At 71.0% G+C, this 24,798-nt stretch carries 21 protein-coding genes and 1 pseudogene; 11 read left to right on the forward strand and 11 right to left on the reverse strand.

Annotation, left to right across the window (positions count from 1 at the left end; all coding sequences use genetic code 11):
• Window positions 1-145 precede the first annotated feature (145 nt).
• On the forward strand, window positions 146-442 hold the full coding sequence (locus H180DRAFT_RS03520; protein WP_139151351.1) for a hypothetical protein: 297 nt from the start codon (window positions 146-148) through the stop codon (window positions 440-442).
• Window positions 443-676: 234 nt separating this feature from the next.
• Window positions 677-976, forward strand: a complete 300-nt coding sequence (locus tag H180DRAFT_RS03525; protein ID WP_139151352.1) for a hypothetical protein — start codon at window positions 677-679, stop codon at window positions 974-976.
• Between the two features lie 238 nt (window positions 977-1,214).
• Here the strand turns inward: H180DRAFT_RS03525 and fdhA are convergent, their stop codons facing one another.
• The 5 genes from fdhA to H180DRAFT_RS03550 all read right to left on the reverse strand — a co-directional run bounded on the left by fdhA (window position 1,215) and on the right by H180DRAFT_RS03550 (window position 5,930).
• The gene (fdhA, locus tag H180DRAFT_RS03530) at window positions 1,215-2,444 is read right to left on the reverse strand and encodes a formaldehyde dehydrogenase, glutathione-independent (protein ID WP_055484517.1); all 1,230 of its coding nucleotides are present in this window, start codon (window positions 2,442-2,444) and stop codon (window positions 1,215-1,217) included.
• A 183-nt stretch (window positions 2,445-2,627) separates the two neighbouring features.
• Complete coding sequence (locus H180DRAFT_RS03535; protein WP_055484878.1) at window positions 2,628-3,413, reverse strand: Fpg/Nei family DNA glycosylase; 786 nt, start codon at window positions 3,411-3,413, stop codon at window positions 2,628-2,630.
• Window positions 3,414-3,720: 307 nt separating this feature from the next.
• The gene (locus H180DRAFT_RS03540; RefSeq protein WP_055484518.1) at window positions 3,721-5,109 is read right to left on the reverse strand and encodes an FAD-binding oxidoreductase; all 1,389 of its coding nucleotides are present in this window, start codon (window positions 5,107-5,109) and stop codon (window positions 3,721-3,723) included.
• A 342-nt stretch (window positions 5,110-5,451) separates the two neighbouring features.
• Window positions 5,452-5,688, reverse strand: coding sequence for a hypothetical protein (locus H180DRAFT_RS03545; RefSeq protein WP_055484519.1), 237 nt, complete (start codon window positions 5,686-5,688; stop codon window positions 5,452-5,454).
• Window positions 5,685-5,930: a hypothetical protein gene (locus H180DRAFT_RS03550; RefSeq protein WP_254665857.1), complete on the reverse strand. Its 246-nt coding sequence runs from the start codon at window positions 5,928-5,930 to the stop codon at window positions 5,685-5,687. Before H180DRAFT_RS03550 ends, H180DRAFT_RS03545 begins: the two co-directional genes overlap by 4 nt.
• A 130-nt stretch (window positions 5,931-6,060) precedes the next feature.
• Here H180DRAFT_RS03550 and H180DRAFT_RS30910 point away from each other — a divergent pair.
• The 3 genes and pseudogenes from H180DRAFT_RS30910 to H180DRAFT_RS03560 all read left to right on the forward strand — a co-directional run.
• Window positions 6,061-6,216, forward strand: a pseudogene (locus H180DRAFT_RS30910) (multiprotein-bridging factor 1 family protein); the annotation flags it as partial.
• A 169-nt stretch (window positions 6,217-6,385) separates the two neighbouring features.
• The gene (locus tag H180DRAFT_RS30915) at window positions 6,386-6,892 is read left to right on the forward strand and encodes a DUF5753 domain-containing protein (protein WP_368073106.1); all 507 of its coding nucleotides are present in this window, start codon (window positions 6,386-6,388) and stop codon (window positions 6,890-6,892) included.
• On the forward strand, window positions 6,889-7,098 hold the full coding sequence (locus tag H180DRAFT_RS03560; RefSeq protein ID WP_055484520.1) for a DUF397 domain-containing protein: 210 nt from the start codon (window positions 6,889-6,891) through the stop codon (window positions 7,096-7,098). Before H180DRAFT_RS30915 ends, H180DRAFT_RS03560 begins: the two co-directional genes overlap by 4 nt.
• Window positions 7,099-7,122: 24 nt before the next feature.
• On the opposite strand, the gene H180DRAFT_RS03565 is transcribed toward H180DRAFT_RS03560, so the two are convergent.
• The 5 genes from H180DRAFT_RS03565 to glgC form a co-directional block, all read right to left on the reverse strand.
• Window positions 7,123-8,160, reverse strand: a complete 1,038-nt coding sequence (locus H180DRAFT_RS03565; protein ID WP_055484521.1) for a ParA family protein — start codon at window positions 8,158-8,160, stop codon at window positions 7,123-7,125.
• Window positions 8,157-9,350: an ATP-binding protein gene (locus H180DRAFT_RS03570; RefSeq protein ID WP_254665858.1), complete on the reverse strand. Its 1,194-nt coding sequence runs from the start codon at window positions 9,348-9,350 to the stop codon at window positions 8,157-8,159. The genes H180DRAFT_RS03565 and H180DRAFT_RS03570 overlap by 4 nt, the downstream gene beginning before the upstream one ends.
• A gap of 145 nt (window positions 9,351-9,495) precedes the next feature.
• Window positions 9,496-11,139, reverse strand: a complete 1,644-nt coding sequence (locus H180DRAFT_RS03575) for a sodium:solute symporter family transporter (protein ID WP_055484522.1) — start codon at window positions 11,137-11,139, stop codon at window positions 9,496-9,498.
• Window positions 11,136-11,582: a DUF485 domain-containing protein gene (locus H180DRAFT_RS03580; RefSeq protein WP_055484523.1), complete on the reverse strand. Its 447-nt coding sequence runs from the start codon at window positions 11,580-11,582 to the stop codon at window positions 11,136-11,138. The genes H180DRAFT_RS03575 and H180DRAFT_RS03580 overlap by 4 nt, the downstream gene beginning before the upstream one ends.
• A 590-nt stretch (window positions 11,583-12,172) precedes the next feature.
• On the reverse strand, window positions 12,173-13,393 hold the full coding sequence (gene glgC / locus H180DRAFT_RS03585) for a glucose-1-phosphate adenylyltransferase (protein ID WP_055484524.1): 1,221 nt from the start codon (window positions 13,391-13,393) through the stop codon (window positions 12,173-12,175).
• Window positions 13,394-13,757: 364 nt separating this feature from the next.
• Between glgC and H180DRAFT_RS03590 the strand changes: the two genes are divergently transcribed.
• The 3 genes from H180DRAFT_RS03590 to H180DRAFT_RS03600 all read left to right on the forward strand — a co-directional run bounded on the left by H180DRAFT_RS03590 (window position 13,758) and on the right by H180DRAFT_RS03600 (window position 16,804).
• Window positions 13,758-14,579 carry a response regulator transcription factor gene (locus H180DRAFT_RS03590; protein WP_055484881.1) on the forward strand — a complete coding sequence of 274 codons (822 nt, stop codon included), beginning with the start codon at window positions 13,758-13,760 and terminating at the stop codon, window positions 14,577-14,579.
• An 83-nt stretch (window positions 14,580-14,662) separates the two neighbouring features.
• Entirely contained in the window at window positions 14,663-16,231 is a 1,569-nt protein-coding gene (locus H180DRAFT_RS03595) for a sensor histidine kinase (RefSeq protein WP_055484882.1), read from the forward strand.
• Window positions 16,232-16,291: 60 nt separating this feature from the next.
• Window positions 16,292-16,804, forward strand: coding sequence for a hypothetical protein (locus H180DRAFT_RS03600; RefSeq protein WP_055484525.1), 513 nt, complete (start codon window positions 16,292-16,294; stop codon window positions 16,802-16,804).
• A gap of 186 nt (window positions 16,805-16,990) precedes the next feature.
• On the opposite strand, the gene H180DRAFT_RS03605 is transcribed toward H180DRAFT_RS03600, so the two are convergent.
• Entirely contained in the window at window positions 16,991-19,417 is a 2,427-nt protein-coding gene (locus H180DRAFT_RS03605; RefSeq protein ID WP_074466613.1) for a terpene synthase family protein, read from the reverse strand.
• 395 nt (window positions 19,418-19,812) lie between these two features.
• On the opposite strand from H180DRAFT_RS03605, the gene H180DRAFT_RS03610 reads away from it, so the two are divergent.
• From H180DRAFT_RS03610 to H180DRAFT_RS03620, 3 genes are all read left to right on the forward strand, one after another.
• Window positions 19,813-20,907 carry a tetratricopeptide repeat protein gene (locus H180DRAFT_RS03610; protein ID WP_055484526.1) on the forward strand — a complete coding sequence of 365 codons (1,095 nt, stop codon included), beginning with the start codon at window positions 19,813-19,815 and terminating at the stop codon, window positions 20,905-20,907.
• A gap of 598 nt (window positions 20,908-21,505) precedes the next feature.
• A complete protein-coding gene (locus tag H180DRAFT_RS03615; RefSeq protein WP_055484884.1) occupies window positions 21,506-22,600 on the forward strand; it encodes an acyltransferase family protein in 1,095 nt (364 codons plus the stop codon).
• Between the two features lie 517 nt (window positions 22,601-23,117).
• Window positions 23,118-24,620: a M28 family peptidase gene (locus tag H180DRAFT_RS03620; RefSeq protein ID WP_107097578.1), complete on the forward strand. Its 1,503-nt coding sequence runs from the start codon at window positions 23,118-23,120 to the stop codon at window positions 24,618-24,620.
• Window positions 24,621-24,798 lie beyond the last annotated feature (178 nt).

Below are 24,798 nucleotides of genomic sequence, written 5' to 3' on the forward strand. Positions count from 1 at the left end.
GGACTGACGACTCACGCCGTGGATCAGAACAAAACGGCGTGTTGTGGATGAAAAGCTCGATTTCACGCCATACCGTTTGTCACTGCCTACATGCGATCGGTTACTGATCGTGTCAAGCCCTCATGGAAGTGGAGATCAAATGCGCATGCTTCGCGAAGCTGCCGTCGTGGCCGCCGTGGTCGGCGGCGTCGGCATGGTCGGTTCCGGCGTCGCCGCCGCCGGCGGGTGGGAGCCCCCGCAGCTCCCGAACGTCACCTGCACCCAGGCGAACGGCGACACCGTCACGAACGGTGACGTCGACCTGCCCGCCCTCGTCACGCTCACCGGCGGCGCCGGCGACGCCGACGCCCGCAACCAGCAGAACAACTGCGGCATCGGCATCATCGGCAACGACCAGACCTCCGGCGACGCCACCGGCGGGACCGCCAACGGCCTCGCCTGAGGATCTCGTCGGCACACATTCGGGGACCGGGCCCTCGGGCTCGGTCCCCGAATCATGTCCCACCCGTTCACAACGCAAGGCCGAGGAACCCGGTTTGGGTGCCGGCCCGGCTTTCAGCGAGTGCAGAACGGCGTGTTGCAGGACGCTGTACACCATTCGAGGAATATGGTTTTTCACTGCCCATCAGCGATCAATTTGCCGATCGCGTCAAGCCCTCATGGAAGTGGAGAGGAAATGCCCAAGCTTCGCGAAGCTGCTCTTGTGGCGTCCGTGGTCGGTAGCGTCAGCATGCTCGGTGCCGGCGTCGCCGCCGCCGGCGGAGGAGAAGAGCCCCCGAAGAACGTGACGATCACCTGCGTCCAGTCGAACGGCGACAACAACACGACGGACCTCGGCGGACTCGTCACTCTCAACGGTCCGCTCATCTCGCTGGCCGACTCCCGCAACATGCAGAACATCTGCGGCATCGCCAACAACGACAACGACCAGACCTCCGGTGACGCCAACGGCGGGGATTCCGGCCTCACCGGCTAGACGTCGAGAGCGGCCTCGTCGGGCAGCTCAGGAACCCGGTACTCATCCGGTTCCTGAGCTGCCCGTCCGCATGTCGGGGCGGCGGAGGCGTGCGCGTGGTGAACACGACCGCCCGGCAACTGGTTCGAGGTCGCTTTCGACAACAGCGTCGGCAAACTTTGCGCCTGGCCACGGCCGGTGACAGCTCGTCAGTCCAGGCCGGACGGGGCTGGACGTCGGAGCGGCGCGGACCGGTCCGTCATGCGGCCTTCTGGTAGCGGTTCAGCGCACCGTGCGGGTTGAGGACGTACTTGCGGCTGGCGCCGCGGTCGAACTCCTCGTAGCCGCGCGGGGCTTCCTCCAGGGGGATGACCTGGGCGTTGACCGCCTTCGCGATCTGTACGCGGTCGTGGAGGATCGCCATGGCCAGCTGGCGGTGGTACTTCATCACCGGCGTCTGGCCCGTGGTGAAGTGGTGGGCCTTCGCCCAGCCCAGGCCGAGGCGGACCTTGAGCGAACCGGACTGGGCGTCGGCGTCGACGCCTCCGGGGTCCTCGGTGACGTACAGGCCGGGGATGCCCAGGGACGCGCCCGCCCTCGCCACGTCCATCACGGTGTTGAGGACGGTGGCCGGGGCCTCGCCGGCGCCCTTGCCGTGGCCCTTCGCCTCGAAGCCGACGGCGTCGACAGCGGCGTCCACCTCCGGTTCGCCGAGGATGTGCTCGATCTGGTCCGCGGGGGAGCCGCGGGTCAGGTCGATGGTCTCGCAGCCGAAGCTGCGGGCCTGGGCGAGGCGCTCCTGGTTGAGGTCGCCGACGATCACGACCGCCGCGCCCAGCAGTTGGGCCGAGGCCGCCGCGGCGAGGCCGACCGGGCCGGCGCCCGCGATGTAGACGGTGCTGCCCGGGCCGACTCCGGCGCTGACGCAGCCGTGGTAGCCGGTGGGGAAGATGTCCGAGAGCATCGTCAGGTCGAGGAGCTTGTCCAGGGCCTGATCGCGGTCGCGGAAGCGCAGCAGGTTGAAGTCCGCGTACGGAACCATCACGTAGTCGGCCTGGCCGCCGACCCAGCCGCCCATGTCGACGTAGCCGTAGGCGGAGCCGGGACGGGCCGGGTTGACGTTGAGGCAGATGTGGGTCTTGCGTTCCTTGCAATTGCGGCATCGGCCGCAGGCGATGTTGAAGGGGACCGAGACGATGTCGCCGACCTCGATGAACTCGACGTCCGGTCCCTTCTCGATCACCTCGCCGGTGATCTCGTGGCCGAGGACGAGGTCCGAGGGTGCCGTGGTGCGTCCGCGCACCATGTGCTGGTCGCTGCCGCAGATGTTGCTCGCGAGCACCTTGACGATCACACCGTGCCGGACCTGGCGGCCGACGTTGCGGGGGTCCACTCCGGGACCGTCGTGCAGTTCGAGGTCAGGAAAATCGATCGTCTGGACTTCCACGACGCCGGGTTCTATGTAGGCGACGGCCCTGTTTTCGCTCATGAACTGTCCCTTCGACCACACGTACGGACGCTTTAATCCCCTTTGAGGCAGTTTGAGACACTTCGGGGGCAAGGGCCACCCGGGGGAGGAAAAAGCGTCGCCACCTGCGCGGATGCGCGGTTACGTGATCATGTCCGGACGACGGGCCGAGGGCGTTCTGGCCTGTCCGTTCAGGCCCTTCGTTCAGGCCGGCTCGGGCTGGCAGCGCGGGCACCACACCGTGCTGCGGCCCGCGGTGCGGCCCCGGTTCAGCTCCGTACCGCAGCGCGGGCACATGCCGTGCGGGTCGTCGCGGTGGCCGGTGAGCCAGGACTCCCGGGGCGGCACGCACTCAGCACGCACCGACGAGCGCAGCACGGTGCGCATGTCGTCGTGGAGGCGGCAGCGTTCGCCGTCGGTGAGGCCGCCCGCCCGGCGGGCCGGGTGGAGGCGGGCGTGCCAGAGGATCTCGTCGGCGAGCAGGTTGCCGACCCCGGCGATCACCGACTGGTCGGTGAGGGCGGACTTGAGGCTTCCGCGGCGGCGCCGGATGCGGGAGTCGAAGTCCTCGCGGCCGACGGCGGCGGCGTCGGGGCCCTGGGCGTCGAGCGTGCGGGCGAGTTCCGCATCGTCCGCGAGCCAGAGGCCCTTGAGCTTGCGCTGGTCGCGGTAGCGGAGCTGACGGTCGCTGCCGACGGTGAACGCGACGCGGTCGTGGGCGTGCCGTTCGTCTCCGGGGCGGCAGCACAGCAGTTGACCGGTCATGCCGAAGTGGAGCATCACCGTGGGTCCGCCGGTGGGTGCGAGGAGCCACTTGCCGTGGCGCTCGGCCCCGGTGAACCGGCGGCCTTCCAGCTCACGGCGGAGGCGCCCCTCGCTCACGCCGTGCAGTACGCCGGTGTCGTACACCTCGACCTGCTGGATGCGCCGGTCGCGGGCGCAGGAGTCGAGAACCTTGCGGAAGCCTTCGACGTCGGGCAGTTCAGGCATGCGCATCACCCCTGCTCAGCCGTCCACCACCGATCCGGGCAGCGTGAGGACCCGCTCGCGGGAACCCCTCGTGTCACGAGCGTAGCCGCGCGCCGTCGCCCCGGCACGGGACGGGACGGGAGGGACGGCACCGGACGCGAAGCACCCGGGGCGGCGCGGTGTTCCGGCCCTCCCCCGGTCCACCGGGCCGGAACACCGCTCCCCGCCGGGGAGGTTGCCGTGCGCGGGCCGGGCGTGCACCTCTTTCGGCACCAGCCGAAAGAGGTGCGGGGCAGGAAGCAGGGCGGTGCCGGAAGCGGGGGGCGGCTCAGGGGGTGAGGTAGCCCTCGAACAGGCCGGTGGGGTCCCAGCGTTCCCTCAGCAGCCGCAGCTGCTCCCAGTCGGCGGGGGTGAAGGAGCGGCGGGCGCGCGACGAGCCGGCTCCCAGGTCCGCCTCCCCGATGTAGTGGCTGCCGATGCCCTGCGGGTCCAGGGCGTCCATGCCCTGACGCAGCCAGCGGGTGTTGGCCTCGTCGTCCGCCGGGTCGTCCCACACGGCGAACGCGGTGAGATAGGAGCTCCCCAGATCGGAGAAGGCCATGTGCCGCAGCCCGTCCGGGTCCGGGGCGACGGGCTCGACGGGGACGAGCACGTAGGAGTCCGGGGACGGCGCCCGGTCGATCAGGTGTGCGCTGCGGGCCAGTTGGGTTTCGTACGGTTCGGGCGACCACAGCGTGTCCACCGCGTACCGCTGCTCGGGGGGCCAGGTCGCTGCCCGGCCTCCGTACAGGTCCCTGAAGGTCGTCGGATGCGGGGACTCCGAGTCGACGGCGCGGGAGGCGAAGGGGCAGTTGGCCAGTGGCGCGAGGGCGTCCGCGGCCTCCTGCCGGGACGGGGCGAAGGCGCTCGCCGCGATGCGCAGCCGGGGCCCCGGGCCGGACACTCCCCGCGCGGCGGCGGTCAGTACGAGGCTGACCTCGATGTTCGGCGGCCTCTCCAGTGCCGTGTGCAGCGCCCAGTTCCCCACGGGATCGGCCTCGGACAGCGGGAAGGTGAAGGAGACGGACATGATCGAACCCGGGTGCGGGAGCAGCCGCAGCTTGAAGCGGGTGGCGACGGCGAAGAATCCGGGTCCGGCTCCGCGCGCCGCCCAGAACAGGTCCGGGTTCTCGTTCTCGCTGCACCGGACCGTCCTGCCGTCGGCGGTGACGGCCTCGATCTCCTCGACGTAGCTGCAGGCCGGCCCCAACTCGCGTGAGTTCCAGCCGAGTCCGCCGCTGAGCAGATAGCCGCCCAGGGCCACGGCCGGACTGTGCCCGAGGGGGAACGCGAGCCTGTGCCGGGCAAGTTCGGCGCCCAGCGTCCGGCCCGTGACGGCCGGGCCCACCACGGCCGTCGAGGAGTCCGGGTCGACGTCGCAGTGCTGAAGCCGGGAGAGGTCGAGCAGCAGGGCACCCTCGCGGAGCTGCGACCCGGACCAGTGGTGCCCGCCGGAACGCATCGACACCCGCAGCCCCTGTTCGCGTGCGTGAGCGAGGACTTGGGGAATCTCCTCCGCGGAAGCCACCCGCACGATCAGCTCGGGGAACCGCTCCGGCTTGAGGCCGTTCCAGACGGCCTCCGCCCGCTTGCGTTCGTAATCCGGGTCGCCGCGCCTGGAGACCTCCTCTTCGACCCCTTCGATGACGATCGGACTGCGGTTGCCGGATCCACTCATGTGGCACTCTCCACCGTCGGAACGCGGCTTGCGGGGGGACCTGTTTCGAGTAGCGTAGGCAGATGTGATTTTCGGTGCAACTCAGTCATAACAGTATGGAACGGGCAGGTCACGCGTGGCCGCCGGACTCCCGGTTTCACTTCTCACGCGTACGATGCCTGCCTCGACCAGCCCGGCCGGCACCCTCGTTGGGGGTTCCGGTCTGCCGTCCGGACACCGGTCCGGACCCGGCGGCGGACCGTCCGCGGCCCTTCCGTGACACCGCGGAACGGTTCGCCGCCGCCATGCCCGACGTGATCGGGCCGCTCGGGGCGTGTTCGGGCCGTTCGGGCCCCGGGCCGCCTACGAACGGCCCGATCGGCTGGCCGCGTTCACCGCGGCGAGCGTCGCGTGCAGACGCTCGGCGGGCGTGGCCCTGCGCACCCGGGCGGGGTCCGCGGCCCATTCGCGGCCACCGCGCAAGGGCCGCAGCCGCAGCGCCCCGCCCGGCCCCCGGCCCGCCACCTCCCCGACCCGGCCCCGCTGCTCGTCGACGACGACGCTGCCCGGAACCGGCGGCGCGGCGGCCTCACGGCTCAACCGTCCTGCACCCTGCGAAGGGCCTCGGTGAGCGCATCGGCCGTCTCCAGGTTGCAGCGCCCCAATTCGATGAGGGGACGAGGGTCCAGCGGCCGGCTGCACGAGAGCAGATCGATGCCGAGGAACGGGAGGGTGACACCGACGCCGCCGAGGGCCTCCTGGAGCCGCACCACCGCCTCCGTCGATGTCGTGATGGCCTCGACGGCACGGTCGTCGAAGAAGTCCGGATACACGGAGTGCACTGCAATCACCTTTCACTGGTTGCCCGTTGTCACGGTTCGCCCTCACAGCGTGACCGGCGACGGCTACGCTGAGTAGGGAATCCGACCCAGCAAGCGATCTGCACGACAGCCGTACGACAGGGGAACCGGCGTGACCCAGCCCAAGGAACTCGACCCCTACACCTCGCCACGAGCCTTCTACGGCGCGGAACTTCGCCGACTGCGCGAGCAAGCCGGGCTCTCGCAGGAGCAGTTGGGCGAGCGCGTCTTCTGCTCCGGCACGTACGTGGGGCAGTTCGAATCAGCGGTGCGCCGCCCGCAGACGGACGTCTCCAAACTCTTCGACGAAGTCCTCGGAAGCGGCGAGCACATCCAGCGCCTGTGCAGGCTGGCACGGCGGTCCAAGCACCCCGACTACTTCGCGGACGCCGGCGGAGCTGGAGAAGCTGGCCACCACCATCAGCGAGTACGCGCCGATGCTCGTGCCCGGGCTGCTTCAGACGGAGGCGTACGCGCGGGCGCTGACCAGGGCCACGCTGCCGTTCGCTCCGGAGGAGGAGATCGAGCAGCACGTACGCGCCCGACTCGAAAGGCAACGGCTGCTGGCCGACCCAACAACGCCTCAGTTGTGGGCGGTCATCCACGAGGCGGTTCTCCGCATTCCCATGGGCGGGCCGGCCGTCATGGCCGAACAACTCCTGCACATCGCAGAGTTGGGGCGGACGCACCGAACGATGGTTCAGGTGCTCCCCTTCGAGTCCGCGGCGCAGGCCGTGCTGAACGGCATGGCGTCCGGCATGACCTTCAAGGACGCGCCGCCAGTCACCTACACCGAAGGTGCGGGTACCGGCCAACTCATCGACGAACCTTCGCTGGTTGAGCAGAACCAGAAGTCATACGATCTCGTCAGGGCAGCCGCGCTCACCCCGGCAGCCTCTCTGACTCTGCTCGAATCAGCGGCTGAGGACTACAAGAGACGATGAGCACTGCACACGATCTGGGCACGGCGGTCTGGCGGAAGTCCTCCTACAGCGACGGGCAAGGCGGAAGCTGCCTCGAAGTCGCTGACGGATTCGACGGTGTGATGCCTGTCCGCGACAGCAAGGTCCCGCACGGACCCGCGCTCGTGTTCCCGGCCGGGAGCTGGGCCGCTTTTGTGAGGTCCGTCAGGGCCGGGCGCCGCGCTTGAGCAGCGCAAACCTGAAGTCGGGTCCTAGTCGTGCTGCTCAAGGCGCGAAAGAACGGCTTCCGCCAAGTGCCGGAATTCGCGGAAGCAGGTCTGCACATACTGCTGTGTGCTGCCCAGCGCTCCGTCGGCGGGCTTGAGGTCGAACATCGGCTTGCGCGCATCGTGAGCCAGCGGCATCAGGCTGCGGTAGTTGCGGAGCGTGGCGATGCGGTGCCTGGCGTCGTCCTTGGAGGTCGGCTGCTGATCGAGCACGGCCACGCTGAAGACCCACGGAATTCGTTCCAGCCATCGTTCATAAGCCTTCACGGGCCGGTCGAGCCTCATTTCCGGCTGCATGATGACGTAGCCCAGCGGGCTCATGTCCGCCTGCGGCGCCTCGAACCCTTCAGGAATGCGGGGTAGCACGAGCTGCCGCCAGTCGTGCCGCCAAGTACGCAGGGTGGGGCCGAGGTTGGTCAGACCCTTGAGCGAGAACAGGTCGGCCGCGAGCGGCATCAGAACAGTGTCCGCGGCGATGAGCGCCGCCCGGTTGATGGCACCGAGGTTGGGGCCTACGTCGAGGAGCACGATGTCGGCCTGCACGTGCTCCCGCGCCTGGGCCACAGAGCGGTGGAACGCTGTAGTCGTGCGAATCGCCGCGATGTCGCCGGCGAACGTCCTGGACCACTCCATCGACAGCTTGTCCTCGAACCGGCTCAGGTCGAGGCTGCCCGGCAGCAGCCACAACTCCTCCATCAGAGCCGCGGGTTCGACCGGGGCGATGTCACCTGTACCTTCGAGGATCGGTTTGACGGCATCGGCGATGGTCTGGCCGGGACGAACCCGGCTGAAGCCCGGAAGCGCCGGCGGCACCGCCCCCTGTGCGATGAGTTCGGAGTCTCTGTCCTCCCACAGCTCTTCGATCTCGGTCTCGTCCAGGCACATCGATGTCAGGTTGGCTTGTGGATCGAGGTCGACCGCCAGGACCCGAAGGCCCAGCCGCCGGAACATGTGCGCCAGGTGATACGTGAGCGTCGTCTTGCCGACGCCGCCCTTGTTGTTGAAAAGCGCGATGGAGGTCATGCCGGAACCTTCCGGAGGACGACCGCCCAGGACGAGTCGTCGACTTGGAACTCTGCCGGCGGATTTCCGTTCCGTTTCAGCGCAGCTTGGATGCGTCCGATTCCGCGGCCGAAGCGGTTGACATAGCCGAGCCCTTTCATCGCTGCGGCGAGGGACGGGTTCCGGTAGTCGGTCACGCGGTCGAAGTTGTCGTCCCGCACCTGCCCGTACGGGCCGCCCGGGTTGGTCACTTCGATCCTGTCGTCGAACCAGGCGATACGTGTCGGAGCATAGGAGGTCTCGTAATTGCGGTGCATCAACGCGTTCATGCACACCTCTCGAAGCGCCTCCAAGGGGTACTCCGGAAGCTGTGTCTCCCGGAATCCGTCCTCGACCAGGCGAGTATGCAGGTGCCCGCGCAGCACCGTCTCGAGCCGCGACGCCGTTCCTGCAAGGTTCTGCCGCAATTCTTGATCGTCTGCGACCGGAGCATCCAGGTCTGTGCCTTGATAGCGGATGAACTGCACATACGCACCGGGGATTCGGCTGCTGGGATCGAAACCGACAGCGAGCAGCCCCAGCGCCGTAGGCGTCGCTTCCGGGCTGGTGAGATGCAGCGACGCCAGTTGCTGGGTCAACGGGCGACCGTTCTCGTCGATCACGTCAGGGTCGACGAGCGAGGGCAGATAACTGCTGCGGAACAGCTCCAGGTCCAGGTCATCGAGATCTGAGCTGTGCACCGGCCGGCTGTCGAAGGGCCCGTCCAGAGCGCGTCGGCGTTCTGCCAGGACCCGCTCGTCGTCGCGCGTGGCCCGCCTGGTCGTGGGGCCCGGCCGGACCCACACAACGCCCTCGAAGCGAACGGGAGGAGTGGTCGACGCCTCAACGTGCAGATGCACGACGGGTTTTCCCCGGTAGACGGCTGCTTGCACCGTGAACGAGGGCCTGTCGAGGAGACGGCCGTCGTCGCGGAGATCGGTGAGCGCGAGAAGGGCACGGTCGCCGGTGTCCACGCCGTCGACCGGGAGTCCGTCATCACCGACACCGACGAGAATGTCGCCACCGCCCTTGCCGGGCAGATCGTTGGCCATCGCACAGACCGCGTTGCCGATGGCGTCACCGCGCTTGCCTTCACGTTTGGCAGTGCGCTTGAACTCAAGGGTCGGCGTCTCACGGGTGCCGAGTACGTCTGCCAGGTCCTGGGTGCTCACGGCACCCATCCTCTCGTACGTGCTCGCCGCCGCCCGGCAAGTGCTTGCCGTCAGCTTCTCGGACCGTCCGTCCGCGTCGAGCATTCGGGCAGGACCAACGGAGAAGCGCACGCGCCGGGCCTGGGGGCTCACAGCGTGTCCGCCCTCAAGGGCGGCGTGGTCCGGCGCCGCTGAGCAGGTCCAAGTCTCCCGGGGCGACGGCCTGTTGGGGGTCCTGCGGGGCGGGCTCGGGCCGTGGTCGGCGGGTGAGGCGCGTGCCCGCCCAGGCGAGCAGGAATGCGAGCGCAACGCTCACCAGGCCCGGCGAGTAGAGCGGGAAGAGGGCCCAGTCCTCGTCCGGGAAGACGGAGTCCGGGCTGCCGGAGACCGCCGGTGAGACCGCGAGCAGCGTCAGGGTGACGAGCGTGCCCCCGTACACGCACCAGCGCAGCCCCCGCAGGGTGAAGTCCCGCCAGAGCAGGGCGCATCCGAGGGCGGGGAGTACGACGGTGGCGGCCTCGGTGTAGGTGAGGACGAGCCAGAACTGCGCGTCGGCGGAGCGTGCGAAGACGGCCAGCGCGATGCAGGCGGCGCCGACGGCGACGAGTGCGGTCCTCGCGCGCAGCGGGCGGTGCGGGGCGACGCGGCCGGCCGGGGCGTGCCGGTGGCGTCCCATGTCGTGGACGATCGCGGCGGAGCCCGCCAGCAGCAGCACCGAGGCGGAGGCGAGCACGGTCAGGAACGCGGCGCAGGCGATGAAGGTGAGCAACGTGACCGGGCCGTGGGGGCTGTCGGGGTCGCTCCCGTCGAGTGACGCGGCGAGCATCAGCAGGTTGTTGCCGCCGCGCGGGCCCGCGTCGTCGAGTTGTTCCGCTCCGGCGAGCGCCTGCAGCCCGTAGCCGATGACTGCGACCGCGACGCAGATCAGGCAGATCGCGGCCACGGCCCAACTGCTCGCGCGGCGGGCGCTTTCGGCCGTGCGGCTCGTGGAGAGGCGCATCACCATGTGCGGCAGGAACGCGGTGCCGAGCAGCACGGTGACTGCGAGGCTGAGGGTGTCGAGGCGTCCGGCGATGCCGGTGCCGAACAGCTGCCCGGGGGCGAGGTAGGCGTCTCCGGCTCCGCTGCGCTGCGCGGCCTGCGAGAGCAACTGGCCGTGGTCCCAGTCGAAGTGGGCCAGCAGCAGCACGGCCAGCAGTGGCGCGATGAGGAGGAATCCGGTGGCCTTGACGATCTGGAGCAGCGTGGAGCCCCGTACGCCCCCGATGGCGGCGCAGGAGAGGATGAGGACTCCGACCAGCGCGATCCCGGCCATCTCGCCGTGCTCGCCCGGCAGTCCCATCAGCGCGGCGGTGATCCGGCCGACGGGGACGAGCTGCGCGACGAGCAGCGGGACGGAGACCACGAGCGTCGCGAAGCCGGCGGCGCGGCGGGCGGGACCTGCGGGCAGCCGGCGGGAGAGCACGTCGCCGAGTGACCAGCCGGGCCCGCTGGGCAGGCGTTCGGCGAGCCATACCTTCATCAGGACGGGCGAGAGGGCCGTGGCGGCGATGACGAGGATGCCGTCCTGGCTGCCGACGGCGACGATGCCGCAGAGGTAGAGGACACCGGCCGCGGAGACGAAGTCGCCCGTGAAGGCCATCCCTTGGCGCAGGGGGCGTGGGCTGCCCTGGGAGCCCTGGGGCGCGAAGAAGTCGTCCATGCCCTCGTGCAGGTCGGGGCTGGTCAGCATGGAGATGAAGAGGCAGCCCGCGAGGAAGACGAGGAAGAGGGAGATCGCAAGGGCCCGTTCGTCGGCGAGTGAGCTCACGTGGTCGCCCTCGCAGCGGCGCGGGCGCTGTGCGTCCGGCCGCCGCCGAAGGCGCGGGAGGAGTCGAAGGCGTTGAAGACGCCGGTCTGCTCCCGGGGGTCCGGGGCCTCGGCGCGGCCCGTCCACGGACCATTCAAGTCCGCTGCCTGTCCGGAGGGTTGGCGCCTCGCGATGCGCTGCGCGAGCGGTTCGACGTGCCGCCGGGCATGGCTGTCGTGGAGGAGCACCGCGACGGCGATGACCAGCACCTGGGCCGCGGCCGCCAGTTCGGCCACCCGGAAGGCGCCGACGACGTGCAGGGGCATCAGGCCGGGGAGCAGGACGGAGGCGAGCGCGTGGAGCGCGAAGACACCGAGGACGAGGCCGAGGCCCCGGCGGAGCTGGGTGCGGCGAGCGGCGGTCAGGGCCTGGCTGGAGGAGCCCGTGCGGTAGGCCGGCCGCATGGAGTCCCGTCGGAGAAAGCCCGAACTCCCCTGCAACACAGGGTCGTTGGGATGACTCTGCGGCGCCCGGCGGTGGGGGTGCGAAGACATGCCGGGGCGACGGGCGAAGGTCAAAGGGTTCTCCAGCTGGTCATGGGGGGAGGAGGGCAGCCTGAGACACCGGGACACGGGAGGCTGCGAGAAGCCGGTACTACCGGCAGTTACAGGAGTCTAGAGCCACGGATGGTGATCACGGAAGGGCTCTCGGTGAGGTGCTACGTGAAGGTAACGTGCGCGAGTGCTCACCCGGCGGGCACTCTCTGACCAGCAACTCAGCCGTGCGGCAAGGCACTTGGCGAGCAGTCCGGAGGGACCGTGCGGCAAGGCACTTGGCGGGCAGTCCGGAGGGACCGTGCGGCACGGGACTTGGCGGGCAGTCCCGCGGGGCGGGTCACCCGGCCCGGGCGGCCTCCGCCGAAGGCCGACGCCCGGACGGTCAGGGGCCTCGCCGGCCCCGCCGGCCAAAGGCCCCCGGCGGCCCCTTCGGGCAGGCTCCCCCATCGGCCGCGGCGGCCCCGGGGAAGCCGTCCGCTCACAGGGGAAGTCGTCGCTCACAGCCGCACGTGCTGCCCCTTGCCCAGCGCGACGATGCCCTCGGCCGACACCGTGCAGTACTCGGCGTCGTGCTCGCTGTTGACGCCGACGGTCGCGCCCTCGGGCACCACCACGTTCTTGTCGAGGATCGACTGCCGGACCACCGCGCCGCGGCCCACCCGTACGCCCGGAAGCAGCACGGCGCCCTGCACGACGGCGCCCTCCTCGACGACGACACCGGGCGCCAGGACCGAGCCGGTGACCTGACCGGCGATTATCGACCCCGTACTGACCATCGACTCGCTGGCGATGCCGCCCGCCACGAACTTCGCGGGCGGCAGCTGCGCCTGGTTGGTGAAGATGGGCCAGGCACGGTTGTAGAGGTTGAACAGCGGCTCGGGCGAGATGAGGTCCATGTGGGCGTCGTAGTACGCGTCGAGGGTTCCGACGTCGCGCCAGTAGGCGTGGTCGCGTTCCCTCTCGCCGGGGACCTCGTTCTCGTCGAAGTCGTAGACCTGGGCCTGTCCACGCTCGGTGAGCAGCGGAAGGATGCTGCCGCCCATGTCGTGGACGGAGTCCTCGTCCTCCGCGTCGCGGCGCAGCGCATCGAGGAGGACGTCGGTGGAGAAGACGTAGTTGCCCATCGAGGCGAACACATGGTCCGGGTCACCGGCCAGCACGGGCGGGTCCTCGGGCTTCTCCAGGAACTCCCTGACGCGGTCGCTCCCCTGCTCCGTGTTGATCACGCCGAACGAACTCGCCTGGTCGCGCGGCACCTTGATGCCCGCGACCGTCACGCCCGCACCGCCCGCGATGTGCTTGCGGAGCATCTGGCGCGGGTCCATGCGGTAGACGTGGTCGGCGCCGAAGACGACGACGTGGTCCGGCTGTTCGTCGTGGATCAGGTTGAGCGACTGGTAGATCGCGTCGGCGCTGCCGAGGAACCAGCGCGGCCCGAGCCGCTGCTGCGCGGGAACCGGCGTCACGTAGTCGCCCTGGAGGCTCGTGAGCCGCCACGTCGTCGAGATGTGCCGGTCGAGCGAGTGCGACTTGTACTGGGTGAGGACGGCGATGCGCGTGATCCCGCCGTTGACGAGGTTCGACAGTACGAAGTCGATCAGCCGGTAGACGCCGCCGAAGGGCACCGCGGGCTTGGCGCGGTCAGCCGTGAGCGGCATCAGCCTCTTGCCCTCGCCGCCCGCCAGCACGATGCCCAGTACGCGCGGTCCTGCTGCCATCCCGAAACCTCCGCCGCCTGATCCTCCGGCCGTGCCCGCGCCCGGCCGCCGGTCACACCTCACCCGCCCCGAAGCCGGAGCCGGTGCCCGCCTCGCTCACCGCACGCCGCGCGCTGCCTGCTCCGCCCTTCGGGCTGCCTGCTCCGCGCTCCGTCCGGTGGGTTTCCGGGGCCGGCCGGTCCGTGTCCCGTAAACCCCTTGTACGCACGATCGGGGGGCGGCAAACGTCGATCGGAGGGAAGGGCGTGACGAAGGGGGCTCGCGGGCCGGAAGGTGCACACGCCAGACTGCGCGGAGAAGCGGCGCACGGCAGGCGGGCGGGCGGGGCGGGAGGCGGAGGGGGGAAGGTGAGGAGGGGATGGCGATGAGCGGGGACGCCGGCCCGGCGGGCGGCGAGCGCGGACGTGTCCTCGTCGTCGACGACGACGCGGCGATCCGGCGCTCCCTGCGCCGCGGCCTGCGGCTGAACGGCTTCGCCGTCGAACTGGCCGAGGGCGGGCGCGAAGCCCTCGCGCTCATGCGGGAGCGGCCGGCCGACGTCGTCGTGCTCGACATCTCGATGCCCGACGTGAGCGGAATCCAGGTGTGCCAGGCACTGCGTGACGGCGGCGACGACGTACCCGTGCTGATGCTCTCCGCGCTCGACGAGACCGCCGACCGCATCGCGGGCCTCCAGGCAGGCGGTGACGACTACCTGGTCAAACCGTTCGCCCTCCAGGAGCTGGTGCTGCGGCTGGACGCGCTGCTGCGCAGACGGGCGCCCGCGACGGGCCCGGCGGGGGCCGGGGGCGGCGGAGGCAGCGCGGGAGCCGGAACCGGGCCGGACGCCCCTCCCGGCGCCGGTCCCAGCACCAGTCCCGGCGCCGGCCCCGGCGCCGCCGAGGCCGTGCGCGTCGGCAGCCTCGAACTGAACCCGGCCACCCGCGAAGCGCACCGCGACGGCGAGCAACTGCCGCTGACACGCCGGGAGTTCGAACTTCTCCTCGTACTCGCCCGCAACGCCGGCATCGTCCTGACCAGGGACCAGCTGCTGGAGCGCGTCTGGGGCTACGACTTCGAGGTGCGCACCGACGCCGTCGACACCTTCGTCAGCTACGTACGCCGCAAGACCGAGAGCGGTGGACGGCCGCGGCTGCTGCAGACCGTGCGGGGCGTCGGCTTCGTACTTCGCGAGGAGAAGCAGTAGGCCGCGACGAAGAGCGGAAAGCACGCGAGGGGAAGCCGGAAGTACGCGAGGAGAAGCCGGAAGCAAGGGGCAGGCCCGTGAAGATGAAGCTCTCCACACGCATCGCGCTGGCGGTCGGCGTGACCGTGCCGCTGCTCGTACTCGCCTCCGGCTGGCTGCTGTTCGCGCTGGTCTCGCGCGACCTGCACGCCGAACAGGACGCGCATCTGCGCGAGCGCGCCGCCGTGGTGAAGAAGGACGCCCGGCGGCTGCTGCGCGTGACCGCGTCGGACAAGCCGCGCGCCGCACAGGTGCGGGAGCGGCGGCTCTACGCGGCGGCGCTGGACGTGGGCATCCGCGTCGTCGGCCCGCAGGGCACGTTCTCCGGGGGGCCGCAGCCCGACGCCCGTACGCGCCTGCCCAAGGCCGCGCCGCGTCCCGTCACCGTGCGTGAGCGGGGCAGCGGCACACCGGAGGGCATGCGGGGCAAGCGCAGGGTGGACAGCTGGCGGGTGCTCTCGGTGCCGGTGCAGGGCAGGCGGGCCGGAGTCGACGGGACGCTGTGGCTGTTCTCCCCCGACACCACCGGCAGGGACCGACTCGCGCTCGTACGGCGGCGGGTGGTGGGCGTCGCGATCGTCGCCGCCCCGGTCTCCGCGCTGCTGGCGTGGGCCGCGGCCTCCCGCGCCAGCCGGCCGCTGCGCAGGCTGCAACGGCGCACCAGCGGACTGGACCCGCGCTCCGACACCTCGCGCCTCGAACACGCCCCGACGGGAATCACCGAGGTCGACGACCTCGCGGAGACGCTGCGCACGGTGCTGGCGCGCTACGACGAGCAGGCCGGACGCACCCAACAGGCCCTGGCGACGGCTCGCTCCTTCTCCTCTGCGGCCGCGCACGAACTGCGTACACCCCTGATGAGCATGCAGACCAATCTGGAGATCCTCTCCGCACACCCCGAACTGGCGGGCGAGGACCGCGACGAGTTGCTGGAGGACCTGCGGCGGGAGCACTCCCGGCTGCTGGGCCTGCTCGTGATGCTGCGGGAGCTGGGGCAGGGCGACCTCGTCGAGGCGGACGCGTTCGGGCCGCTGGACCTGGGCGAGGTGGCAGAGGCGGCCGTCGCGGACGCCCGTCGCCGTGACCGTACGGCGCCGGTGAGCCTCGCCGCCGCCGAACCCGGGCTGACCGTGCACGGGTGGGAGCCCGGCCTGCGCTCGCTGCTCGACAACCTCATCGCCAACGCGCTGACGCACGGGCGCCGGCGCCGGGGCGGCGGAGCGCCGGGCGGGGGCGGAGCGCCGGGCGGGGTCGAGGTGGCGGTGCGGCCGTATGCCTCGCCGGCCGGCCCCGTCGCGATCCTCACCGTCGACGACGAGGGGCCGGGCATCCCCGAGGAGCAGCGCGCGGCGGTCTTCCAGCGCTTCCGGCGCGGTGCGGACAGCGGCGGTTCGGGGCTCGGCCTGACGCTCGTCGCGCAGCAGGCGGCGCTGCACCGGGCGACGGTCGAAATACGGGAGCGGCCGGACGGCGGGGAAGGCACGCGCGTCGAGGTGCGCATCCCTCTGGCACCTCGCGAGCAGACCGCTGCCGGACCGCACCTTCCGGAGCAGCGCGACTGGCTGATCGGAACGGCACCCGGATCACAGGGAATTCACAAAGACGGCCTCTAACGTCCGGGACCGCGCGGGCGATCCGCACTCGTGCCGTTCCGACAAGGAGGAGAGTCCGTCATGAGGAGAACGAAGAGCACCGTCGTCGCCCTGTCCACCGTCGCGGCGCTGATCGCGACGGGCGGCGCCGCCGCGGCGGTCGCCGGCAGCGATGCCGCTCCGGTGTCCGCCGACACCTCGCAGACGCAGGCGCAGAGCGCGAAGGACCGCAAGGACCGCCACCACAAGGCCAAGAAGCGGCTGGCGAAGCACGCGCCGAAGGGCGACGGCTCGAAGGTGCTGTGCAAACGCGCCCCGAAGATCGACAAGCGCATCGACCGCGTCCAGAACCGGCTCGACGGGGGTCTGCGCACCCGCGGATCCATCGACCGCCTGGAGAAGCGCATCGAGAACGCGAAGGAGGCCGACCACGGCGTCATCGCCGACTTCCTGGGCGACCGGCTCGACGACCGCCGCGAACTCAAGGTCAGGCTGAAGGACCGCGAAGAGGGCCTGAAGAAGGTCCGTGCCTGGTGTGCCACGCAGGACGACGGCAAGAGCGAGAAGAACAGCAGCGGCGAGAGCGCCGGCTGACGCCCGGACCGGGGGCAGGCGCCCGTCCACGCCACGGGGGGCGGACGGGCGCCCGCCCCCGGCACCGTCGCAGACGCACGCCAAGAACGTACTCGGCGCATCCGAGCCGGCCGCCGCAGCCCTTCACGGGTCACGGGAACAACCCTCGGGCCGGGCACTGGTTTCGTGACAGCGAGGGCCGCACAGTCAACAACGCTCGTGACCAGTACAACTGGCGTCTACAACTGGTGTCCGCCGCCCGCCGCCCGCCGCCTGGAGGATGCGCGCCGCCGAGGTGCCCAGCCCTCTCGGGATACCCGGGCGGCCCGGCGGGCCGTGGGTCCGGCGGAGGTCCTCCTCGCGGTAGCGGCGGCAGCCCTCGTGCCAGACCTTGATGCCCGACAGCCAGTTCTCCAGGTCCGTCACGTAGGAGGCGAGGGTGCGGCGAGCCTCGTCGTCGAGCCCGAAGTCGTCGCAGAACACGGGGAGTTCATGGGAGGCCACGTGCTGGAACTGTCGCATCCGCGAGGTCATCAGATCGTGGACGATGCCGAGTGCCTCCGGGTAGCCGCAGTCGAAGAAGTTCTGCACGACGAGGATGCCGTTGTGGATCTCGCCCTCGTACTCGATCTCCTTCTGGTACGAGAAGACATCGTTGAGCAGGGCCGCGTAGTCGGCCGCGGCGTTCTCCAGGGAACGTACGGGACCGCTGCGGTGGACCTCCGGCGGGATGGTCTCGCTGTGCGCCGGGCGGCACAGGCTCATCGTCAGGTCCGAGCCGAAGGTCAGGCGGCGCATCTCGATGTAGTCGACGGGGTCGGGGATGCGGTTCTGCGCCTGGTTGGCCAGTTCCCACAGCCAGCTTCCCGTCATGTCCTCGACGGCCCGGCGCAGGGTGCGGCGGGCGTCCGGGGCCATCGGTCCTGCCGTACGGGTCCACAGGTCGGCGAGGGCGCGTTCCAGCGCGGTGGCCGGCGGCGGGGTCGCGCACGGGTCGTCGAGCGGCATGAACGCGGCGAGCCGCTCGGTGGCGGCCTTGGCTCCGGCCAGGTCACGGGTACGTCCGTAGACGGCGGGGTAGTAGTCGTCGCCGTACGTGCCCCAGGCCAACCAGGCGGCGCTCAGGTCGAGTTCGTCGGGTGAGGCGTCGGGGCGGATGCCGGCGGCGCACAGCGGCAGATCGATGTCGGTCAGCCGGCGCTGGTCCCACACGTGCGAGAAGGGGACTCCGGGCTGCGGCTGGAGGATGCCCGTCCGGTGGGCCCACTCCACGACGTTGTGCCGGGCACGTTCCAGATGCGGGCTGAGCCGTGCCGTGAACGGCATGCAGAACTCGGGCAGTCGGGAGGGCCCCACCCCGTCGTACGGGATGTGGGTGAAGCTGCGGGCGCGGGCCGACTCGGCCCGCGGGGTGGTGCGCACTCCGCCCGCCGCGAGCGGCCCGGCCGCCGACGGGCGCAGCGGTGGTGCCGCGCCCGGCGCTGCCGCCGACGTGCCCAGCCCGGCCGGCCGCAGCCACGGCTCGGGCAGCGGGCGGGGCGGCCCGGGCAGCGGCAACCCGCCGCCCGCGGCACCCCCACCGCCCCCGGCGCCGCCACTGCCTGCCGCATCGGCTCCGGCGCCGGCCCGCGAGCCGCCGTCGTTCATGTAGCGGCTGGAGCGCATGTGCCACTCGTGGCCGCCCGACTGCCAGTCCTGAAGCCCCTTTACGTACGCGAGCACACCCGCACACGCCTGCGGATCGAGCCCCGACTCGGCGAAGAGCGGGGCGAGTTCGGTCAGCGCCGTGTTCTCGAACTGCTGGAGCCGCGAGGTCAGCAGGTCGTTGACGGCGTCGGCCGCCTCCTGCGTGCTGCACCCGAGGAAGCGCTCGAGCACGAGCACGCCGTTGCTGTTCTCCCCCTCGTCCTGGACCTCCCGCTGGTACGAGAAGAGGTCGTTGCGCAGATGGACGGCGTCGGAGAAGGCATCGCGCAGCACGCGCATCGGGCGTGACGCGGCGATCGCCGCGGGCACCTCGGCACCCGTCACGTACTCGACGAGCCCGGCGGACCAGGGCGCGCCGCCGACCTTGCGCCGCATCTCGATGTACTCGACGGGGTTGGGCACGCGGTGCGCGCCGATGTTGGACAGCTCCCACAGGGACTCGCGCAGCAGGTTCTCCGTGCTCTCCGCGAACCGTGCCCGCCAGGCGTCCGTCATGCGCGGCACCGTGCGGGCCCAGAGGTCCGCGAGGCCCGCCTCGACGGGGTTCTCCGGCTCGGGCGTCGCGGCGGAACGGTCCGCGGGCATGAACCGGGCGAGCCTGTCGAGGTGTTGCCTGCCGCCCTCACGGTCGGGGGTGCGCTTGAACTTCTCCAGGAAGTGGTCGTCGAAGAAGAAGACCCACACGTACCAGTCGGTGACGAGGCAGAGGTCCTCGGCGGTGGCGTCGGGATGTGTGCAGGCGCACAGCAGCGCGTAGTCGTGGGCTTCGAGGTCGCGCAGGTCCCAGACGCCGGAGCCCTCCAGCATGCCCATCCCGCGTGCCCACGCGGTGGAGTGCTTCCGTGCGAGGTCCAGATGCGGGTTGAGCCGCGCCGGATACGGCAGGTAGAAGTCCGGCAGTTCGAAGGGGTTGCCCGCTGCTGTCACTGATCCGCCCCCGGCCTTTCTCACGTGGTCTCCCGCGCCGTACGAGGCTGTACGAGGCGGCACGGCACCCCTGCGGAAAGGCGCGTCACAGCCCCTGAGGCCCGGCTGCCGTGCGCCGCCGCGGCCGCCCCCGCCGCCGGTCGCGCTCAGCACTACCCGACGCCCGGGTGCCCTATCCATGACGGAAAACAGTCATATGAGCCCACGTACTGCCGTCCGGAAGGAGCACAGGGGCAGCCCTCGCACCCGCCTCAACTCCCGTGCCTCGCAGCGGAATTCACTTCCGCATCACTCAACCCGTCCGCCCCGCCGTGCGTCTATGCACGCGATGTATACACCCTGTGCATAGCAGGGACCACGATCGGGCCCCGCACGGGACCGCGGAAGGGACGGGCATGTACGGCAAGGCATTCGCGCCCGAGTACCAGGGCACCCTCGAATCGCTGTCGGTCAACTCCTCGCTCGCGGACGTACTCGCCCGCGCGACCGAGCAGTTGCGCACCGCCGAACGCGAAGGCACCCGGCAGGACGCGGCACGCTGCCGGCTCGCCGTCGCCGAGGCACACCGCCGCCTCGGCAACACCGGGGAGGCGGACCGGGCGTGGAAGGCGAGCTACCGTACGGCCCGCGGCGCCGGCGACGCCGGCGCGATGGCCTGGGCCGCATGGAGCGGAGGCACCCTCGCCCGCCAGCGCGGCGCGATGCCGCTCGCCCGCAGACTGCTCGCCCTCTCCGCCGAACTGGCCCAGCGCGGCGGCGACTTGCTCGCGCGCGGATACGCGCTCGCCGGCCTGGCCGAGACCGGTCGCATCCAGGGCGACTACGAGGCCGTCGACGCGCTGCACGAGCAACTGCTCGCCGAGGCACGCGAACGCGGCGAGTCCCGCCACATGGTGTGGGCACTGGAGGGCCTGGCGCAGATGCGGCGCAACACCGGCGCCCACGACTCCGCGCTGGCCATGTTCGAGGAGGCGGCGGCGATCGCCGAGGCGGCGGACGACCGGCGCGGCCGCGCATGGGCGCTCCGCGGCGTCGCCGACCTCGTCTCCCTCCGCGACGGCGACACGGAGCGCGCGCTCGCGCTGCTCTCCGAGGCCGCCGGGCTGTGCCGCGCCATGAACCTCGCGAGCGCGCTCGCCTACAACCACAAGATGCGCGGCAACGTCCTCTACCGGGCCCGCCGTTACTCCGAGGCCCGCGCGATGTACGAGCGGGCGCGGTCGGAGTTCCTCGCCATCGGCGAGCCGAGGGGGGAGGCGCTGGCGCGACTGGGGCTGGTCAAGTCCCACTCGCGGCTCGGCCGTGAACCCGGCCGCACCTCCGCCGACCTCGACGAGCTCCGAAACGCCCTGGAGGCGATCGGCCTGCGCCACGCACGCCGGCTGACGGACGACGCCCGCAGGGAACTGGGCCTCGCACCCGCCGCGGACGACGGGACGGCACGGGAGCCGGAGGACGGGAACCCGGCGGACCCGGCGGTGGCGGCCTGAGGCGAACCCCGCGAGGGGGCGTTCGGGCCGGGAAGTCCGAGCGGAAGCGGGGCGGAGGCCGGGCGGACCGGACGGAAGCCGAGCGGACCGAGCGGACCGGACGGAAGCCCGGCGGTGTCCGACCGGTATCCGAGCGGTATCCGAGCAGCGAGGGCATCGGCAGGGACGAGCGACGAGAGAATGCGGAGCCGTGCAGAACTGGGCCGTGCAGAACTGGGAGGCACGGAACCGGCGTTCGTGGGAACACGTATTCCATGACTCTGACACGAGTGCGACGAACCCCCGACCTTCGGAAGAGACGCACCCGGCCCGTCCCCGTCCGCCCCTTCCCCGATCCGGCCGGCAACGCGACAACTGACGCGGCAGAACTTCTGTGGCGTCAGAAACAGTCCTTGCAGGGCGAATTTGCGAGCTCTGGCAGCACTATTACAGTGAGGCCGATGCGCCTCCGCTCTCCCCTCACCGCTCCGGCCCGCTATTCCGCACGGCCTCCCAGGGAGGTCCCGTGAGACAGGAACTCCACCCGGGCACCGCCGCCCGGACACCCCTCCCCCCGGCCGAAGGCGCCGCAACCTCCCGCCCGGAGGACGCCGGGAAACTGCACGGGCCGGAAGGCGGCAGGCCTCCCCGGCCGGCCGCGGCGCAACAGCCGAAGCAGAAGCAGAAGCAGCGCGACCCGTACTTCGACAACGCCAAATACCTGGCGATCGTGCTCGTCGCGCTCGGCCACTCCTGGGAGCCGCTGCGTGACGGCTCGCGTGCCGCGGGTGCCCTCTACATCTTCGTCTACACCTTCCACATGCCGGCGTTCATGGTGATCTCCGGCTACTTCTCACGCAGCTTCCAGGGCAAACCGCACCAGCTCAAGCGGCTGTTGACGGGCGTGGCCGTGCCGTACGTCCTCTTCGAGGTCGCCTACACCTTCTTCAAGCGCTGGGCCGACGACGACCCCTCGTACCCGATCAGCCTGCTCGACCCCTGGTATCTGACCTGGTTCCTGGGCGCGTTGTTCATCTGGCGCCTGACGACGCCGCTGTGGAAGACGGTGCGCTGGCCCGTGGCGCTCGCCCTCGCGGTCGCCGTCCTCGCGTCCGTCTCGCCCGACATCGGCGACGACATGGACCTGCAACGCGTGCTGCAGTTCCTGCCGTTCTTCGTCATCGGGCTCTTCCTCAAGCCCGAGCACTTCGACCTGGTGCGCAGCCGCCGGGCACGGCTGCTGTCGCTGCCCGTGCTGGCCGTGGCCCTGGTCGTGGCGTACTGGGCGGTCGAACGCATGAACTCCGCGTGGTTCTACCACTACAACAGCGCCCAGGAGATGGGCGCCCCGTGGTGGATCGGCGTCATCATGACCTTCGCGCTCTTCGGGTGCTCCATGGTGCTCACCGCGTGCTTCCTGGCGTGGGTTCCGCGCCGCAACCTGTGGTTCACGGCCCTGGGCGCCGGCACGCTGTACGGCTACCTGCTCCACGGCTTCGTCGCCAAGGGGTCCCGCTTCTGGGACTGGTACGAAGTCGACTGGGTGCACACGCCGTTGGGCGCGATCGGCGTGACCTGCATCGCGGCCGCGCTGATCACCGCATTGTGCACACCGCCGGTGCAGCGGGTCTTCCGCTTCGCGATGGAGCCGAAGATGAAGTGGGCCTTCAAGGAGGACGCGGCTGCGGCCGCCCGCACCCGCGCGAAGACCTGACGCGGCAGCGGACGAACGACCCCCGAGGCCCGTGGCGCGCAGACCGCGCCACGGGCCTCGTCCGTCGTCGGGGGTGCCGCAACGCCGGACACCGCCGTACGCCGCCGGACGCCGCCGTACGACCAGGGTCGCTCAGCCGTCTGCGGGACGCGTGCGGGCGCCCGCCGGCTGACGGTGCTGCGGCACGGAGCAGGAGCGCGGGGCGCGTCCGCCCGGCGCAACGGGCGACGCAACGGACGACGCAACGGACGACACGGCGGGCGACACAGCGGATCAGGGCCAAGTGCCGCACAAGCGTTCCCTGTTGGCGCCGCGCCCGCTAGCTTTCGGTACGACACGTCCGCAACCCGGACATGGCGCACATCGGACCGGACGCCTCGGGGCCCGTTGTGTGCCGCCTGCCGCCGTACGCACCGGAAGGACCCCGACAGTGCACGTACCGCCTCGAACAGCCGGTTCGCCCGCGAGACCCCTCTCCGGGCCGGGCCGACGGCTCGGACGCCGCTCCCTCGCCGCACTGGCCGCCACCGCCCTGGCCACGCCGCTGCTGCTGACCGCCGCCGCCTCACCCGCGGCGGCGGACCCGTCCGCGGCTGCCAAGGCATCCGCGCCGGGCGCCGCGAAGGCCGCCGCGTCCAAGGAGGGCGACCGCCTGGCGAAGAAGCTCGTCCGCCGGACGGGCGCCAAGGGCGCGATGAAGCACCTCAAGGCCCTCCAGGCCATCGCACGCCACAGCGACGGACACCGCGCCGCCGGGTCGAAGGGGCACGAACTCTCCGCGAAGTACGCCGGCACGCTGCTCAAGGCCGCCGGCTACGAAGTCACCTACCAGAACTTCGACTTCATCTACCGCGAGACCCTCGCGGAGAAGATGACGGTCACCTCGCCCGACGAGCGCGACGTGCCGGTCAAGCTGATGACGTACACCAAGAGCACCCCCGAGGGCGGCACGGAGGCCGCCGTGGCCCCGGCCCCCGAGGACGAGGACGGAAGCTCGGGCTGCACGGCGGACGACTACGCCTCCGGCGACTTCGACGGCAGGATCGCCCTGATCCAGCGCGGCGGCTGCACCTTCGCGGAGAAGCAGAAGGCGGCCGCCGAGGCGGGCGCGGTCGCGGCGGTCATCTACAACAACACCGACGGCGAACTGAACGGCACCCTCGGAGACCCGGCCGCCGGCGTCATCCCGACCGGCGGCATCAGCAAGGAGGACGGCGATGCGCTCGCAGCCGAGGCCGGCTCGGGCGAGGTCACGGCGAACGTCGAACTGCGCGAGTTCCAGGAGGAGCGCAGCACCCCCAACGTCATCGCGGAGACCCCGGGCGGCGACGAGAACCGCGTGGCGATGTTCGGCGCACACCTCGACTCGGTGAGCGAGGGCCCCGGCATCAACGACAACGCCTCGGGCTCGGCCGGAATCCTGGAGACCGCCCTCCAGTTCGCCGCCGCCGGGGGAACCAGGACCGGAGGCGGTCACGGCCACGAAGGCAACAAGGTGCGGTTCGCGCTGTGGACGGCCGAGGAGGTCGGCCTCCAGGGCGCCGAGCACTACGTCTCCGAACTCTCCGACGCCGAACGCGACAAGATCGCCCTCTACCTCAACTTCGACATGATCGCCTCTCCGAACTACGGCCTGTTCGTCTACGACGGCGACGACTCCGACGGCGAGGGCAGCGGCCCCGGCCCGGAGGGCTCCGCCCAACTGGAGAGCGACATCGTCGACTTCATCGAGTCGCGAGGCGAAGAGGCGAGGGGCGCCGACTTCGACGGCCGCTCCGACTACGGCCCCTTCATCGAGGCGGGCATCGCGGCGGGCGGCTCGAAGACCGGTGCCGAGGGCATCAAGTCCGCGGAGGAGCAGGAACTGTGGGGCGGCGAGGCCGGAGCCGCGTACGACGGCTGCTACCACCAGAAGTGCGACGACCTCGGCAACATCAACAAGAAGGCCTTCGACCTGAACATCAAGGTGATCGCCAACGCCGTCGGCCACTACTCGCGGGATGTCGGCGACCTGCCCTGACGGAGCTGACGCAGAAGCACGGGCGCACCGGGGCTCTTCCCTGGCGCGCCCGTGCACTTCCCGGCGTCCGCCGCCCCGTGCCCGCCCGTGCGATACCTCGTAACCCTTCGCGCGGCGCAGGCACCGGGCGCGTGCGCCCCGCACTGCTCCGGCGCCGCCGCCCGTTCCGGCCCCGGCA

The sequence above is a fragment of the Streptomyces sp. WMMB 322 genome, from assembly GCF_900090145.1.
In the GTDB taxonomy this organism is placed as follows: Bacteria; Actinomycetota; Actinomycetes; order Streptomycetales; family Streptomycetaceae; genus Streptomyces.